The following is a 13,499-nucleotide window of genomic DNA, read 5'->3' as shown; positions in this document are numbered from 1 at the left end:
GCCGTTGAGGATATCAGTTAGTGCTGGCGAGCCTCGGTGGACTGACTTCCTATGCGGCAACGGTTCATTTCAAAGATAAGGTAAACGCTATGAATAATCCGTCAGTTATTCCGGCCTTCGACTTCCGCGAAATGGTCACGACCCTCGACAACAAGATAATCACCACATCACTCAAGGTGGCGGATTACTTTGGCAAGCGACACAAAGACGTTTTGCGTGCCATACGTAACCTGAAATGCTCCGATGACTTCACCCAGCGCAATTTTGCGCCCATTGATTTCATTGATAAAAATGGCGATGTTCAGCCTATGTATAACATCACCCGAGACGGATGCATGATGCTAGTGATGGGATTCACTGGAAAAACAGCTGCCGCAGTAAAGGAGTGTTATATCAATGCCTTTAACTGGATGGCCGAGCAGCTAAACCGACGCATGGCGATGGGTGAAGAAATGCAGCACCGCTACGCCATTAAAGAAACGCGCTCAAAGCTGAAAGGCACGATCGGCAGTCGGTTGATGAACGAACGGAAGAAAGAGAAGCGCGTTTTAGCATTGGAGCATGAACACATCATGCAGGTCACTCAGCCAGAACTCCTCATTGGTAGCTAATTACCTCTAATAGTTTTCTCCCGCGTCGTCCTGTCGCTGTCTCACCATCTTAACGAAGACCACGCCGCCTAAGCGGTCTCCCTCCGTGCGAGTGGATGGTATTAATCAATAACAGGGCATACCGCGATTTACCCGCTTAATCCATAACGCGGGGTTTACGCACATGGCAGCAAATCTGCGCTGCGGTAGACGAAGCAGAGTTATTACAGAAGCTCCTTGCGAGGGGCTTCGATAATGACAATTTCTATTTTAGAAGGACATAGAAATGCCTACTAATAAGCAACCAGGTAGGCCAGCAGGAACCCCAAAGACTGGTGGCCGCCAAAAAGGAACACCAAACAAGGTGACCGCGGACGTCAAATTGATTGCCCAGACCTACGGCGAGGAAGCGGTTAAGGCGTTGGTGAAAATACTACGTGACGACGAAGCACCTGCCGCAGCAAAGGTATCAGCAGCAAAAGAAATAATGGATCGCGCCTACGGTAAAGCCACTCAGCCCATGGAACATTCAGGTAGCGGTGGCGGACCAATTGAGCACAACCATAACGTAGCTGTAGACGAAAAAGCGCTTAACAGCATATTGAGCAAACTATGAGCCAAATACTCGAATGGGAAGATTTGAGCGAAGCAGAACGCCAAGCCATCAAAGTCCTGTCCGAGCGCTCATTCCTGGCCTTTAACCGCATATTCTTTCAGTTGTTGCAGGGCGAAAAGTGGTCAGTTAACTGGCATCACCGATACATTGCGCAGGTGATTGAAGATATCGTTGCCGGCAAACGCCGTAATGTGGTCTTCAACGTTCCTCCAGGCAGTGGGAAAACAGAGATGTTAAGCATCCATGCGCCAGTGTGGACAATGCTGAACTGCCAGAAGGTCAGGAACCTCAATATTTCCTTCAGCGACACCCTGACAAAGCGTAACAGCCGCAGAAGCCGAGAAATCATCACGTCAACTGAGTTTCAGGCGCTATGGCCTCACTCGCTAGGCGTAAATCAGGCTGACGAATGGCAATTGTTGAACGATGACGGCAAGGTTAAAGCCGAAGTAGTAAGCCGTGCGGCAAGTGGTCAGATTACCGGATCGCGCGGCGGTTATCAGATGCCAGGCTTTTCAGGTTGGATAAACCTTGATGACTTCGACAAGCCTCTTGATGTTTTCTCAGAGGTGAAGCGCAAAAAGGCACAGCAGACATTAACCAACACCATCCGCTCTCGTCGTGCCAATAAGTCAAAAGAGAATCCGACACCAATCGTCGCCATTCAGCAGCGGCTGCACACAGACGACAGCAGTGCATTCATGCTGTCTGGTGCAATGGGTATCGACTTTGAGCACGTCATCATCCCTGCGCTTATTGATGAAGCCTATATCGAGTCATTACCAGAATGGCTTCAGGAGCATTGCTGGAATGACGTCAAAAACAGCGAGAAGATGCGAGGCTACTGGTCATACTGGCCTGCCAACGAATATGTAGGCGATCTGTGTCGCCAATGGGACACGGATGAATACACGTTCATGTCTCAGGGGATGCAGAAGCCTATCAAGCTAGGCGGTAACGTATTTGATGGTTCATGGTGGCAGACATATGGGCCTGACGGAGATAAACCGGAGCCTGAACGCTTCGAATACCGCTTCACTACCGCAGACACAGCGCAGAAGACGGCTAACCATAACGACTGGTCAGTACTGTGCGAGTGGGGCGTATACAAAGACGATCTCTATCTCATCCACATGGAGCGCGGCAAGTGGAAAGCACCAGAGCTAGAAACAAACTTCAAAGCGTTTATCTCTCAGGCGTGGCGTAAGAATCGGGAAGCGGGGACGCTGAGAAAAATCTACGTTGAAGATAAATCCAGTGGCACGGCTCTTATTCAGAACCTTGAGAAGAAGCTTCCAATCAAGATAACCGCTCTTCAGCGAAACAAAGACAAAGTCACCAGGGCAATGGACGTTTTGCCGGTAGTCAAAGCACAGCGTGTCTATCTTCCTGCTGACGCCTCATTCTCCTCAGAGTTTATCGCTGAGCACAGTGCTTTCACCTACGACGACACTCACGACCACGACGACATCGTGGATAACCTTATCGACGCCGTGACTGAGGAATTACTCCTTGGCAGTGATGCCCTACGCAGACTCAAGGCGCTTGCAAGCTGAGAACTCACATGGCTAAACGCAACAACAGACAGCAAAAGAAAATCGACAAGAAGATGAACATGGACAGTTATCAAAACGTGTTCATGAACATCGGAACAGGCGGTGACAGGTCAGCATACAGCCGTATCCGTACAGCGCACCTGTTAACCAAAGCAACGCTCGACAGCATCTATCTCGGTGACGGTTTAGGTCGTCGCATTATCGACGTGGTAGCCGACGAAATGTTTCGTGCTGGCTTCACAGTAGACGGCGCAAACAATGAGCCTGAGATTAAGTCTCGCTGGGATGAACTTAACCTCACTCAGCAGTTTACAGATGCAGTGGCATGGGCTCGCTTATATGGCGGCTCGTTGATGCTATTTGGTGTTAATGATGGCGGAGACCTTCAGTCGCAAATTGGCGAGGGTGAGCTTGAGTTTGTCCGTGTGTACGACCGCTATCAGGTTCAACCTTTCCTGCGCGATACCAACCCTGAAAGCGCAACGTACGGCGAGATCACTCAGTACCAGATTAACCCGATATCAGGAACGCCTTACTACGTTCACGCCAGCAGATGCCATGTGTTCGACGGCGAGCGACTACCAAACCAGATTCGTCATCAGAATCAAGGGTGGGGCGCTTCGTGCTTGCAGGGCGTCTATCAGGCGCTGACTGATTACGGTATGAGCCACGCACACGCTACAAGCCTGCTTGAGCGCAAACAGCAGGGTGTCTGGTCTGCTGCTGATTTGGCTGACCTCTGCAAAGACGGTGAAGGTCGCGATGCTGTCCAGGCTCGCCTCAACATGGTCGACATGACGCGCAGCAACGGTAACACGATCGGCGTGGATGCGAACACGGAGAAATACGAGCTGCTTAATGGCTCTCTTGAGGGGGTGGTCGATGTACAGGACCGCAAGCAGTTACGCATATCAGCGCTGACCGGTATCGATGAGCAAATCCTGTTCACCAAAACGCCATCTGGTCAGGGTGCGGATAAAACCACCGTGCCTGAGTCATGGAAACAGCTGATTGGGCGTAAACAGAAGGATGAGGCGAGACCTGCAATAGAAAAGGCGGTCAACTTCCTAACCACGGATAAAACATGGACGATTAAGTTCAATCCTCTCTCAGTACCAACAGAGAAAGAGCAGGCAGAGACGGCTAACCAGTGGTCACAGGCTGATGAACGCTATTCGCAGCTTGGATGGGTAAGCAACGATGAAGGTGTCGCCACACTGAAAAAACGTGGAGGCTACGTCTATCCGGAGATGAGCAATGGCTAAAGTCTGGCTTCATCCCTACGGCATAGAACGCGACTACACCAACGCGCTTGTAAAGGCCACCAGGCAATTCAACAAAGAAATCAACTCAGCCTATGGCGATATCCGGTTCGATGGCTGGCAGGACGATATGTCGGCTGTACTGGCTTATCTCCGCAATGCTGGAAACCGCATCTTCCAGCCAGTAATTGAACGACTGCCGACATTCTTCGCGCTAACGAGCCAGTTTAACGACAAACAATGGCGGCTTGTTGTGAAAGGTGGCACTGGCTACGACATCCCGCCATCGCAGGCTGTTATTGCCGGACAGACCACTGTTCCCGTCTCATCTGGCGTGCTTGGTGTTGATGCTTATCGCGCTGAGCCATGGCTGAGAGAGATGCAGGAGTTATGGGTTTCAGAGAACACCAGGCTGATTAAATCCATTCCTGCTGACGAACTGTCGGATATGGAAGGCATAATCCAGCGCGGTGTAATGAATGGCTCAAGCGCTGACACCATCAAGAAGCAGATTCAGGAGCGCTATGGCGTCACTGAGAGACGCGCAAAGCTGATCGCAGTTGACCAGATAGGCAAAGCTAATTCAGCGCTCACAAAGCAGCGTCAGGCCGATGCTGGGATAACTGGCTACAAATGGCGAGGCGTACTTGATGAACGCGAGAGGCCTGAGCACAGAGCGCGAGAAGGCAATTCCTACAAGTGGAGCAATCCACCTCCTGATGGACATCCCGGGCAACCTGTTCGGTGTCGGTGTTACGCAGAGCCCGACTGGTCTGGTTCAGTTTTCGAAATCGGAGATTAAAGAATGCTCTCCTTAGTAATCGTCATTGCAGGGTTACTGCTCACTTTTATCTGTATGGCTGGCGGAGCAGGGCAAGGTACTTATACCTCCATTTCTTCACAACACCAAAGACACCGTAAGAGAAAAACATGAAAACAGTATCTCGCTTCGATGTGGGAGAGCTTCGTGCGTCCGTAAACGAGGATGGCTATCTTGAGGACGTGCCGGTAGTAGGTCGCGTTGGCATCCAGTTATATCGAAATCCAGACGGCTCAGTGCGTCGTGAGTTACGACCACCTGAAGAAGTATTCAACGCTGACTCACTGGCTAGCTTCAAAGGCAAGCCAATCACTATCGGTCACCCGGGGGCAGTTAATTCCCGCAACGCTAAAAAGCACATGGTCGGAACCATGCTTGAGCCTGGCAGACAGGATGGTGAAAACGTCAAAGTGCCCATCATGGTGTATGACGAGAGTGCTATTAACTCAGCAACCAGCGGCAGGACAAAGCAACTATCCCTCGGCTACCGACTCGACCTCGATGAGACCCCAGGGGAGTGGAATGGTCAGCCCTATGACGCCGTTCAGCGAAACATCCGCATCAATCATCTAGCCCTCGTATCTAAAGCCCGGGCCGGTGATGTAGCAACACTGAATCTCGACGGTGATGAAGAAATCACCTTAGACGATGACGACAACCAACCAAAAGGTAAAACAATGCAGAAATTGCGACTCGACAACGGGCTTGAGTACGATGCTTCTCCTGAAGTCGTCGTGGCGTTCAACGCCCTTAAACAGGATGCAGAGGACGCTAATACCAAGCTGTCCGAAGCGCAAACAACCATTTCCACCATCACAGCAGAGCGCGACACTCTGAAAGCTGACGCAGCAGAGTTTGAAAACAAGCTGAAGCAGGCTCGCGAAGATGCAGAGAAAACCATTAAAGCTCGCACCGAACTCGAAGCAAAAGCAGAGAAACACGGCATCAAGTGTGATGGACTGGATGATATTGCCGTCAAGAAAGCGGTTGTAGCCAAGCTGAAGCCATCCATCAAGCTCGACGGTAAAGACGACACCTACATCAATGTCGCGTTCGACATGGCGATTGAGTCCGCACCTATGGAGCAGCAGCGAAAAATCGTAAATCAGGACAAAGCTCAAACTCGCGGTGACTCCGCTGAACCAAAAGGCTCTGCCGCTGCTCGCCAAAAATACCTCGACCGCCTGCACGGCAAAAAGGAGACAGCATAATGCCTGTTCAGACTTCCTACGATAACGACATGCAGATCGCAATGCCCGGCATGCGTTCAGATTCAACCCATCAAATTACAGACGGTTGCAACGCAGCACAAGGCGCCATCAAGCCTGGCTATGTGGTAGCTCGCGTATCAGTGGCTAACGACAAGCGCGTAGTTAAGCAAGTATCAGCGGCTGGCGATGCGGCAAACCTGATGGGTATCTGCCGCTTCAGCCACTACGGCTGCGTCACAGGTCAGTATGAAGATGGCGATGCCGTCAACGTGATGACATGGGGCCGAATCTGGGCTGTAACCACCTTATCAGCAGCACCAACCATGGGTACAGGCGTTAACGTTCTGACCTCTGGTGCAGACGCAGGCAAGGTAGCAGCAACTGGCGGCTCCCTGGCTCTCGGCTGGGTGTTTACTGGTCGTTTCACCACTTTCAAAAATAGCGCTGGCGCAACAGTTAACCTGGCTGAAGTTCAAATCCGCAACCAGACCACACAGCCAACCGCATAAGGAACAATAATGGAACAGATGAATTACGACGAAGCGGACCTGTTCGCTATTGAACACGGTGCGGCGGCTAACGGCATTCGACTGGATGAAGGCGAGTCAATCTTCCTGGCTCGTGAGCTGGACTACGTTAAAACCAAGGTTTACGAAGTCGAATACCCTGCACTGACTGCGACCACTCTCTTCCCGGTCACATCAGAAATCCCTTCATACGCCAAAACGTTCACTTACGGCGTATGGGATGCCGTAGGCATGGCGCGTATCATCGCTGACTACTCTGACGACCTGCCAAATGTCGGCGTTAACTATCGTGAAGAAACTGGCAAGGTGTTCAGCCTGGGTAACTTCTACGAATACAGCCTGATGGAAATTCGAGCATCACAGGCAACCGGTAAGAATCTTCCTACTCGTCTGGCTAACGCTGCCCGTCGGGCGCACGACGTGAAGGTTAATGACCTGGCGTTCTACGGCGATGATGATTATCAGATCGTCGGCGTTCTGGATCACCCGAACATTCCAGTAACTACCTCTGCTGGCTGGACTACAGGCGAAATCGCTTCTGGTGAACTGGAAGATGCAGTATCAGCAATCGAAACGGTAACTAAAGGCCTGCACTCTGCGAACGTAATCGCGCTGCCGCCAAGCGCCTTTAAAATCCTCTCCAAGCCGATGCCAAACACCAACACGTCTTACATGACCTTCTTCAACCAGCAGTATCCTGGTATGCAGTGGATTCGTGTTAACGAGCTGGAAGACATCGATGGCGCAGGCACTAAGGCCGCTCTGGTAATGGAACGTAACGCTGATAACGCATCCATGGAAATCCCACAGCCGTTCGAACAGCTGCCACCTCAGGCTAACAACCTGGCGTTCAAGATTCCATGTCACAGCCGCGCTACTGGCGTACAGGTTTACCTGCCGCTGACCCTGCATCTCATCAAAGGCATTTAAGAGGCTTCGGCCTCTTTTCTTAAGGATTACCAATGAAGATTACCAACGCATCAGCACGACTGTATTACATCGCCGGCCAGAAACTGGCTCCTGGTCAGACTGCCGAAGTAGATGATTCCTGGAAGGACAATAAAACGGTGCAGGCATCCATCACCAAAGGTGAGCTGCGACTCGCTGATAAAGATGAAGCCGTAACCGCCAGCCAGGTAGAGAAAAAAGAGAAGGACAAGAAGTAATGAACATTGCCGCATTTGAAGGTCTTACGCCTCTGGAAATCTTCCGCAAGCTAGCGCCTGAATTTGCGGCAGTTCCTGATGAGGTTGTTCAGGGTTACATCGACCTTGCATCACTGTTTGTCTGCGAAGACGAGTACGGAGACGCCTATAACGTAGCTCTGGCTCTAATGGCGGCCCATATCATGGCATCGCCTGGCGGTTACTCTGATAACGGCTCTACATCATCTGGTCGCATCCTCTCACGCAAGGAAGGTGATCTGGCAATCACTTATGGCAACGTATCAGGGGATTCCAGTTACCTCAGCGGGACTACATATGGAAACCTGCTGAAACTGCTCCGCAAGAAGAGGGGGGCAGGATTCTCGATTATGACTCGCGGAGTCGTGGGGGGATGCTTGTGTCCGTAAAAATCACAGACAACAAGCGGCAATGGGAAAGGTTCAAGCGAGAGCTCAAGGCAGCCGGAAGCAAAGAGGTGGTTGTCGGCATCCAGAAGGGTGAGGTCAATGATGGAGTTCTTGTCGCTGAATACGCCGCATGGAACGAATTCGGCACGAGGACAATTCCATCACGCCCATTCATGCGCACATACTTCGACACATCGGTCTCTCGGCTGGAAAGGTTCGCTACAAATGGAGTAACGCAAATCCTCCTCGGCAGAGCAAACTTCTCTCAGTTTCTGAATGCGGCAGGCGTATTTATGGTAGATGGCGTCAAGAAGAGCATCTCTGGAGGTGCCTGGACTCCAAACTCTCCGGTTACGATAGTTTTGAAGGGTTCATCAAAGCCGCTTATAGACACTGGCGTAATGCTTAATTCAGTCACCTTCGCCATTCATGATTACGGAAGGTCACAATGAGCAATCCGTTTCGCAGGCCTTATCAGGTATTTACTCCATCGCCTTCGACTTTGGTTAACGGCGTGATTGTTGATGGGGTAATGACGGAGTCAACCGCTTACTTCAGCGTGCAAAGCATAAAAGATACGCAGGAGATTGAAAGCCTGGAGGAAGGGAGGAGATTAACTGATTATCGCCGGCTGTACAGCGACACTAAGCTTCAGATTACTGATGATTTCCCCATGGCTCAGCCTGCACTTGTCGTTATTGATGGTTTTAACTACGAAGTTAAGCACCGAGAACCATGGCAAAACGGAATCATACCCCATTATAAATACTATGTGGTAAGGAAACGCGATGGCTGAAACCACAGTGTCAAATTTCGTTCCTGATGCTGTAGAGTCTGCCGCTTACCGTGTTTTGTCCCAGCTATTACCCGTACCTCTCGCTTACGCCAATCAGAATAACTCCCGGCTCCCTCTGCCTTATGCCACGCTTCGTGTATCAACGCGCACGACCTTAGGCAGAGATGAGCATGGAGAAGTAGATGATGAGGGTGTAATGCCGTCACACGGCGTTAGAGAAGGAACGGTGATGGTTAATGTGTACGGCGGAAGCGCACGAGAGCATTGCGACGATCTGATTAATAACATCCGTAAAACCACATCACGCTACCTGATGCGCAGAGAAAAATTCATTATCGCAAACAGCACACAGGTTAACGACCTTACAGGCCTGCGAGATGAAGCAAACTTCGAAGCGATGGCGAATGTAGACCTTACATTCCGCTACACCGGTAAGTACACGGATAACGTAGGGCTCATAGAAACCGTTGATGCGACAGGCGACATCGGCGGAATAGAAACACACCTCACTATCGCCGCCACATCCGACTAATCAACACGGAGTTTCATCAATGGCAAATCTAAGCCAGATTGCCAACGTGAATATTTCGCTGGACACAGCGAGTATCGCGAAGGCGTCATTCGGCATTCCACTTGCAGTTTCGCCGACAACGGCATTCAGTGAGCGAATCCGTAAATATTCAAGCTACAGCGCGGCGCAGCAGGACGGACTTGACCCGCAGACGCTCAAAGCGCTCTCAGCAGTATTCAGTCAGACGCCGCGCCCAAATCAGGCATGGGTAGGTCGCCGAAACGCCGTTTCTGTAGACCTGACAGTAACCAATTCGACGATCACAACGGGCAACATTTTCGCATTCAGCGTCAATGGCACCACCGTAACGTACACAGCGGCGAGTGGTGATGATGCGTCAGATGTATATACCGGCCTGAAAACAGCGCTGGCGGCACAATCTGTAGTTGATGCGTTGTTTACCAGCACTGCTGATGCTGAAGGTCTGCACTTGGTAGTGAAAGCTCCTGAGACAGCAACCATCGTTAAGCCAGTGACCAACCTGTCAATCGCAACCGCAGGCTCAGCAGACGGACTGGATGCGGACCTTAATGCAATTCAGCAGGAAGACCCAGGCTGGTACGGATTTGCTCTGGTAGAACGTGGTGACGCACTGATTCAGGATGCAGCAGCATGGGCTGAGACACAGACCAAAATGTTCTTCGCATGTAGCGACACTGTTGATATCTGGACTTCTGCCAATGAAGATATCGCATCGCAGTTGCAGGACCTTCAATATCTGCGTACAGCACTAATCGCTCACAAGGCAGCCGCGACTGAGTACCCTGAAATGGCATGGATGGGTCGATGCTTCACCATCGCGCCCGGTGGCGAAACGTGGGCACTTAAAACACTGGCTGCTATCACGCCGAGCAAGTTCAGCGACACAGAGCAGAGCTACATCTTCCAGAAGAACGCCAACGCCTATGAACAGTACGCAGAAAACACCTACCTGATTAACAAAGGCAAGGTTGCATCTGGCGAATGGATTGATGTTGTGCGATTCCGTGACTGGCTTGTAGACACAATTCAGAAGAACATGGCTTCTCTGATTATCCGCCAGAAGAAGGTTCCTTACACCAATGGCGGCATTGCCCTCATCGTCAACAACCTGAACGGTTCACTTATTCAGGGGCAGCAGGCAGGCGGCATCGCTCCTGATGAGCGAGACAGCGAAGGGAACACAATCCCTGGCTTCCGTATCACTTACCCAAATGCAGCCGACGTATCTGCTGATATCAAAGCTACCCGCACTCTTTATATCGAGTTTGTGGCGCTTCTGGCTGGCGCAATCCAGGTGGTCGAAATCACCGGCTCACTTACCTATAGCTACGAGGGCTAATTATGGCTGCTGAATTAACTGGCTCTTATGACGGCTCAGAAGTATTTGTCACTATCGGCCCACTGCTACTAACCGGCTTCAGTGATGGAGACTCCATTACGGCTCGTAAGAATGCCAACTTCTATGAATCACGCGCTGGTCTCGATGGCTCAGTAGGTCGCGCGCGAGTAACGGATAAGCGTGGGCAGATCGAACTGCATCTTTTGCAGACATCCGCAGCAAATGACGAACTATCTGCACTGATGAACCTTGATTCATTAACGCAGGACGGCAAGGCAGTTTATCCGGTATCAGTAACTGACTTCTCTGGCCGTACTGTTATTGCAGCAGGACAGGCTTGGCTTTATCAGCTCGGCGACGTGGCCTTCTCAACTAACGAGGTTGGTGAACGCATTTACACCTTTGAATGTGCTGACCTGAAATTCTCCCTCGGTGGTAACAACGTTTAACAATGCCGCCTTCGGGCGGTTTTTTTGAGGTCCATATGTCTCAGGAATTCGCAACTTTCCATATCGGTGACAAAGAGTTCAAAGCCGCCAAAATGAACGCCTTCGCTGCGGCAAAGCACTTAGTAAAACTGAAGACGCTGCTTGATAAAGGCCTGGCTTCAGGCGGTGATGCAAACGCAATTCAGTTACTGGCCGGCATCGATGAGAAAACGCTGGAGGAGGTCATCATTCCTATCCTGCGAGACTCATCAACATTCAGCGTTACAGACGAGAAGAAAATCGACAGCCCTAACGCAATGAACCTTGTGTTCACCGTAGACACGCTGTTCGACTTCTTCGAGCTGTGCTGGGAAGTGCTGAAGCTCAACTTCACCCCTTTTTTTACGAAAGTTCTCACCCTGTTTGGGTTAAGCCCAGAAGAGCTGGCAAATCGGGTTCAGTCACTGGCGAAAAGCGCGACCCGGGAAAGCTAAGGGAAGATGTTGAAACAGAGCTATGGGTATGGCGTCCAATAATGAGAAATATGTGTACGGTTGCAGAGGTTAAGTCAGGCCTTATCACATGCGAAGACCTGCTAAAGCTTAATGCCCTCATAGAGATGACCGACTATCTGAACACGCCAATGGAGAAGTAAATGGTCATAAGAGAGTTACTTATCCGTCTCGGGCTCACTGGCTCAGATAGTGTGGGGCGAGGGCTGGACAGGGTAGACGGGAAGGTCGATAAAACCATTCAGTCATTCAATGCGCTTGGCGGTGTTCTTGCTACAGTATTCGGTGCTGTAACGATCTCAAACATTGCCAAAACTGCTGACGAGATGCAGTCTCTGGAGGCACGCATTGGAATGCTGCCGCAGACAATCACTACCGGTGCAGAAGCATTCGACACTGTGGCTCAAAGGGCAAGTGCAGCAAGGCAAGGCATTGAAGAGTACGCATCATTTTACATCAAGGCTGGTAACGCCACTCAGGATTTCTATAAAGACCAGGAGCAGGTTTTACAGCTTACCGATGCAGTATCCATAGCGCTTGCCGCTTCTGGCTCAACAGCAGTCGCGCAGGGACAGGCCTTCTTCCAGCTTGGTCAGGCAATTGGTTCTCCAACCGTCCAGATGGAAGAGATGAACACGCTTATCGATGTGGCTCCTGACCTGTTCAGAGCGCTTGGTAAAGCCATTCCAGGGGCGAACAATAACCTTAAGTCTTTCATCTCTACCGGTAAGGTTACCGGGAAAATGCTTGCTGAGGGGTTGATTAAGGTACTGCCTCAATTCGTCGACCAGTTTAAACAAATGCCGATGACTATTGGTCAGGCGCTTGTTCTTGTAAATAACAGATGGTCGATGTTTATCAACAGGCTTAACCGCAGCAGCGGAGCGGTCACATGGGTGGCAAATAAGTTCCTGTGGATGGCTGATAAAATCGAGTATGCACTGGACTCAGTTATCGATGCTCTTGGTGGCGCAGAGAATGCCGTAAAACTGCTTGGAGTAGCTCTTGGCGCAGCAGGCCTTGTAGGTTCTGTTTATCTCTTATCCGCAGCATTTACCGCGCTGACAAGTCCTGTATTTTTGGTGATAGCTGCACTTGCTGCTCTGTTCCTTGTTGGTGAGGACATTAATTCCTGGCTCAATGGCAATAAGTCGCTTCTTGGAGACATGATCGGGCCGGTTTCTGAGTACACCGATTCAATCAACTCTTTGAAAGTGGCCCTTACAGACATGAAGGACATGGCCGTGTGGGCGCTAAACGTCCTCAAAAGCCTTACCAACTTCTTTAACTCCAGCCAGGATAAGGCGCAGGAGTGGGGTGATAAGCTAGGGACTACTAAGTTCGGTCCATGGTTGAAAGAAAAGGCCGGATGGCTTGTTGAGGACTTGGGTAAATGGGCGTCATGGGGCAATGCACAAACCAACGGTGCTTTTGATATCCCAAGGATGTGGTCAGATACGCTTGCAGGGGTGAGAGGTTTCAACGAGGACGCAAAAGGTGGAAATACTTTACTCCCTAGTTACCAATCTCTTTCACTGCCCCCGCCATCAGCAGCGGCTGGGCCTAAGATTGATGTCAATATTGGCAACATCTCAGTGCCAGCCGGAACGTCTGACGAGCAGGTTAAATTCCTTCAGGATAGCGCCAAATCAGCATTCAGTGACTACGGATGGAATGCGCTGGGTAACACATTAAACTTCAACACTGGAGGTTAGC

The 13,499-nt window shown here is 50.8% G+C and carries 17 protein-coding genes; all 17 read left to right on the top strand.

The window, feature by feature from the left end; translation table 11 throughout:
- The first annotated feature begins 89 nt into the window (after nucleotides 1-89).
- Nucleotides 90-611 carry a Rha family transcriptional regulator gene (locus A3466_RS17120; protein WP_063451791.1) on the top strand — a complete coding sequence of 174 codons (522 nt, stop codon included), beginning with the start codon at nucleotides 90-92 and terminating at the stop codon, nucleotides 609-611.
- A gap of 265 nt (nucleotides 612-876) precedes the next feature.
- A complete protein-coding gene (locus A3466_RS17115) occupies nucleotides 877-1,206 on the top strand; it encodes a hypothetical protein (protein WP_063451589.1) in 330 nt (109 codons plus the stop codon).
- On the top strand, nucleotides 1,203-2,762 hold the full coding sequence (gene terL / locus A3466_RS17110) for a phage terminase large subunit (protein WP_063451588.1): 1,560 nt from the start codon (nucleotides 1,203-1,205) through the stop codon (nucleotides 2,760-2,762). The genes A3466_RS17115 and terL overlap by 4 nt, the downstream gene beginning before the upstream one ends.
- A gap of 8 nt (nucleotides 2,763-2,770) precedes the next feature.
- Complete coding sequence (locus A3466_RS17105) at nucleotides 2,771-4,027, top strand: phage portal protein (protein WP_063451587.1); 1,257 nt, start codon at nucleotides 2,771-2,773, stop codon at nucleotides 4,025-4,027.
- A complete protein-coding gene (locus A3466_RS17100) occupies nucleotides 4,020-4,826 on the top strand; it encodes a phage head morphogenesis protein (protein WP_063451586.1) in 807 nt (268 codons plus the stop codon). Before A3466_RS17105 ends, A3466_RS17100 begins: the two co-directional genes overlap by 8 nt.
- A gap of 128 nt (nucleotides 4,827-4,954) precedes the next feature.
- Nucleotides 4,955-6,055 carry a DUF2213 domain-containing protein gene (locus tag A3466_RS17095; RefSeq protein ID WP_063451585.1) on the top strand — a complete coding sequence of 367 codons (1,101 nt, stop codon included), beginning with the start codon at nucleotides 4,955-4,957 and terminating at the stop codon, nucleotides 6,053-6,055.
- On the top strand, nucleotides 6,055-6,564 hold the full coding sequence (locus tag A3466_RS17090) for a structural cement protein Gp24 (protein WP_063451584.1): 510 nt from the start codon (nucleotides 6,055-6,057) through the stop codon (nucleotides 6,562-6,564). The genes A3466_RS17095 and A3466_RS17090 overlap by 1 nt, the downstream gene beginning before the upstream one ends.
- Before the next feature lie 9 nt (nucleotides 6,565-6,573).
- Nucleotides 6,574-7,512, top strand: coding sequence for a DUF2184 domain-containing protein (locus A3466_RS17085; protein ID WP_063451583.1), 939 nt, complete (start codon nucleotides 6,574-6,576; stop codon nucleotides 7,510-7,512).
- A gap of 32 nt (nucleotides 7,513-7,544) precedes the next feature.
- Nucleotides 7,545-7,748, top strand: coding sequence for a hypothetical protein (locus A3466_RS17080; protein WP_006809758.1), 204 nt, complete (start codon nucleotides 7,545-7,547; stop codon nucleotides 7,746-7,748).
- Nucleotides 7,748-8,155, top strand: coding sequence for a DUF4054 domain-containing protein (locus tag A3466_RS17075; protein ID WP_063451582.1), 408 nt, complete (start codon nucleotides 7,748-7,750; stop codon nucleotides 8,153-8,155). Before A3466_RS17080 ends, A3466_RS17075 begins: the two co-directional genes overlap by 1 nt.
- Complete coding sequence (locus A3466_RS17070; RefSeq protein WP_063451581.1) at nucleotides 8,140-8,607, top strand: hypothetical protein; 468 nt, start codon at nucleotides 8,140-8,142, stop codon at nucleotides 8,605-8,607. The genes A3466_RS17075 and A3466_RS17070 overlap by 16 nt, the downstream gene beginning before the upstream one ends.
- A complete protein-coding gene (locus A3466_RS17065; protein ID WP_006809755.1) occupies nucleotides 8,604-8,951 on the top strand; it encodes a hypothetical protein in 348 nt (115 codons plus the stop codon). Before A3466_RS17070 ends, A3466_RS17065 begins: the two co-directional genes overlap by 4 nt.
- Nucleotides 8,944-9,483: a phage neck terminator protein gene (locus tag A3466_RS17060; protein WP_063451580.1), complete on the top strand. Its 540-nt coding sequence runs from the start codon at nucleotides 8,944-8,946 to the stop codon at nucleotides 9,481-9,483. Before A3466_RS17065 ends, A3466_RS17060 begins: the two co-directional genes overlap by 8 nt.
- 19 nt (nucleotides 9,484-9,502) lie before the next feature.
- The gene (locus A3466_RS17055) at nucleotides 9,503-10,843 is read left to right on the top strand and encodes a DUF3383 family protein (RefSeq protein WP_063451579.1); all 1,341 of its coding nucleotides are present in this window, start codon (nucleotides 9,503-9,505) and stop codon (nucleotides 10,841-10,843) included.
- 2 nt (nucleotides 10,844-10,845) lie between these two features.
- The gene (locus A3466_RS17050) at nucleotides 10,846-11,292 is read left to right on the top strand and encodes a phage structural protein (RefSeq protein WP_006809752.1); all 447 of its coding nucleotides are present in this window, start codon (nucleotides 10,846-10,848) and stop codon (nucleotides 11,290-11,292) included.
- A 35-nt stretch (nucleotides 11,293-11,327) separates the two neighbouring features.
- The gene (locus A3466_RS17045; protein WP_063451790.1) at nucleotides 11,328-11,765 is read left to right on the top strand and encodes a phage tail assembly chaperone; all 438 of its coding nucleotides are present in this window, start codon (nucleotides 11,328-11,330) and stop codon (nucleotides 11,763-11,765) included.
- A gap of 161 nt (nucleotides 11,766-11,926) precedes the next feature.
- Nucleotides 11,927-13,498, top strand: coding sequence for a tape measure protein (locus A3466_RS17040; protein WP_063451578.1), 1,572 nt, complete (start codon nucleotides 11,927-11,929; stop codon nucleotides 13,496-13,498).
- Nucleotide 13,499 lies beyond the last annotated feature (1 nt).

It is taken from the genome of Enterobacter genomosp. S (assembly GCF_001631805.1).
Classification (GTDB): domain Bacteria; phylum Pseudomonadota; class Gammaproteobacteria; order Enterobacterales; family Enterobacteriaceae; genus Enterobacter; species Enterobacter quasihormaechei.
Note: the sequence above shows the minus strand (reverse complement) of the source record. Positions and strands in the feature narration are given on the sequence as shown.

Excerpts from the sequence above, each read along its gene's own strand:
- A3466_RS17065 (WP_006809755.1), top strand. The coding sequence starts at position 8,604 with ATGAGCAATCCGTTTCGCAGGCCTTATCAGGTATTTACTCCATCGCCT.
- A3466_RS17050 (WP_006809752.1), top strand. The coding sequence starts at position 10,846 with ATGGCTGCTGAATTAACTGGCTCTTATGACGGCTCAGAAGTATTTGTC.
- A3466_RS17095 (WP_063451585.1), top strand. The coding sequence starts at position 4,955 with ATGAAAACAGTATCTCGCTTCGATGTGGGAGAGCTTCGTGCGTCCGTA.
- A3466_RS17045 (WP_063451790.1), top strand. The coding sequence starts at position 11,328 with ATGTCTCAGGAATTCGCAACTTTCCATATCGGTGACAAAGAGTTCAAA.
- A3466_RS17040 (WP_063451578.1), top strand. The coding sequence starts at position 11,927 with ATGGTCATAAGAGAGTTACTTATCCGTCTCGGGCTCACTGGCTCAGAT.
- A3466_RS17090 (WP_063451584.1), top strand. The coding sequence starts at position 6,055 with ATGCCTGTTCAGACTTCCTACGATAACGACATGCAGATCGCAATGCCC.
- A3466_RS17100 (WP_063451586.1), top strand. The coding sequence starts at position 4,020 with ATGGCTAAAGTCTGGCTTCATCCCTACGGCATAGAACGCGACTACACC.
- A3466_RS17075 (WP_063451582.1), top strand. The coding sequence starts at position 7,748 with ATGAACATTGCCGCATTTGAAGGTCTTACGCCTCTGGAAATCTTCCGC.
- A3466_RS17105 (WP_063451587.1), top strand. The coding sequence starts at position 2,771 with ATGGCTAAACGCAACAACAGACAGCAAAAGAAAATCGACAAGAAGATG.
- A3466_RS17060 (WP_063451580.1), top strand. The coding sequence starts at position 8,944 with ATGGCTGAAACCACAGTGTCAAATTTCGTTCCTGATGCTGTAGAGTCT.
- A3466_RS17085 (WP_063451583.1), top strand. The coding sequence starts at position 6,574 with ATGGAACAGATGAATTACGACGAAGCGGACCTGTTCGCTATTGAACAC.
- A3466_RS17080 (WP_006809758.1), top strand. The coding sequence starts at position 7,545 with ATGAAGATTACCAACGCATCAGCACGACTGTATTACATCGCCGGCCAG.
- A3466_RS17070 (WP_063451581.1), top strand. The coding sequence starts at position 8,140 with ATGCTTGTGTCCGTAAAAATCACAGACAACAAGCGGCAATGGGAAAGG.
- terL (WP_063451588.1), top strand. The coding sequence starts at position 1,203 with ATGAGCCAAATACTCGAATGGGAAGATTTGAGCGAAGCAGAACGCCAA.
- A3466_RS17055 (WP_063451579.1), top strand. The coding sequence starts at position 9,503 with ATGGCAAATCTAAGCCAGATTGCCAACGTGAATATTTCGCTGGACACA.
- A3466_RS17120 (WP_063451791.1), top strand. The coding sequence starts at position 90 with ATGAATAATCCGTCAGTTATTCCGGCCTTCGACTTCCGCGAAATGGTC.
- A3466_RS17115 (WP_063451589.1), top strand. The coding sequence starts at position 877 with ATGCCTACTAATAAGCAACCAGGTAGGCCAGCAGGAACCCCAAAGACT.